The 1,613-nt window shown below is 43.6% G+C and carries 1 protein-coding gene; it reads right to left on the bottom strand.

Going from position 1 to position 1,613, the window contains the following annotated elements; translation table 11 throughout:
• Nucleotides 1–1,431 (bottom strand): IS21 family transposase (istA, locus tag U2P91_RS17870; protein WP_322520097.1); only part of this gene is annotated, 1,431 nt, incomplete at its 3' end.
• Between the last annotated feature and the right edge of the window lie 182 nt (nt 1,432–1,613).

Raw genomic sequence — 1,613 nt, 5'->3', positions numbered from 1 at the left:
GTATCTCGGCGAACGAAGCGTTTTGAGGGCCATTTCGCAGGCATTTTCAAGCCGTACCGCCGAATATTTTTTAGCCAGTTTCAGTACCGACTTTGACGGATTAAAAGCTCTTTCCGGGAGCCGGGTATTTTCGAAAATCAGCTGAATCACCGCCAAAGTTGAAGCACCGATGCTCTGTGCTTCTTTCATAAAACGTTCCTGATTCCATTCCGCCTGTTTAAAACTTTCAGGCAAATCTTCATCATGAGTCGACCAACCATCAATGGTATAGTATGGGAAACGATGATGACTGGCAATCCGCTCATTGTGGCAATAAATCTCAATAAATGAATCACCGACACGTAAATCGGCTTTTTTACCCGCAAACTGATAAGGACAGGAATAATGATTCTTTTCAAAAACGATATGACAATCCGAATAGATTTTATTGTTGTAAAACCAGGTAACTGGCTCATAGGGATGCACCGGTAATGGTCTCAAACAGGTGCGCTCAATGGTGTCGTGGATTTCAGTACGACTGCCTTGCCGTTTCTGGAAAGGCCGGTCATTAAACACTTTGAGAGCCGCCAGGACATCGACTCTCAAGTCGGCAAGGGTGTAGTAGACATTATTTCGAAGTTTGGCAATCACCGCCGTGGCGAGTTTACCAACGCTGCCTTCAACCGAAGCCTTTGCTTTTGGTTTTCGCACCGGGGCGGGCATAATAGCCGTGCAATAGTGATCACCCAAAGCTTCATAAGCTTCAGTGAGAATGATGTCACCTTCCCTGGGATGCGTAACAACACCCGTCTTGAGATTATCACAAACCGTGCGAACCGTTGAACCACCAAAGTATTCATACATGTGCACATGACAATTGAGCCAGGTATTTTGTTTCATATCTAAACATGGTTCAACATAGGTATACTGGCTGTAAGGCAAGGTGCCAACAAAGAGATAAACTTTTATCTCATCACCGGTCACCTGGTCAATCAGCTTTTGGGTTTTGCCACTCCAGTCAACTTCGGCGATCACACCCGGCTTATGGGTCAGATGATTGGTTAGCTTTTTACGCGCCACTTCATCGCGATAACCATTACAGAATTTCGTATAACCAACGTTGAGATGTGACGTGGCAGTGCATTGATCCCGATACTCTTGCCAGAGAATTTTGAGGGTGACGCCCACTTTGGTCAACTCATTATGAACATAGTCATAATCCGGCAGCGCATAAACGGTTTCTTCAGCATGTTTATGCGGAAAGAACAGATGATAGACTTCGTCTGAAGACCGGTCTTTGATCTCATCATAAGAAAGATGCTGTTCTTCAGCAATACGGAAAACTTCATTAACAGAAGTTTTTGACATGTGTCGGCTGCGTGCGATTGATGATTGCGAAAGCCCATTAGCACGCAATTCCATAATGAGCTTCACGGCAATTTTTCTGGACATATTTATGTCCTCCTTTATAATGTATTAAGGAATATTGGATATTTATTCCCTGATATACATTATAAGGCAGCAGTATCATTCCATGAATAGCCAGTATTGATTTGTGAATCGTCCACGGTATCAATGTGTGTGCTACCGGTATCCAATTGAATATCGTTGGTATCATTACCGTGAAATATTCA

Source organism: Acetobacterium sp. K1/6 (assembly GCF_034438075.1).
GTDB lineage: Bacteria > Bacillota > Clostridia > Eubacteriales > Eubacteriaceae > Acetobacterium > Acetobacterium carbinolicum.
The sequence above is the reverse complement of the archived record's forward strand: the minus strand, read 5'-3'. Positions and strand labels throughout refer to the sequence as shown.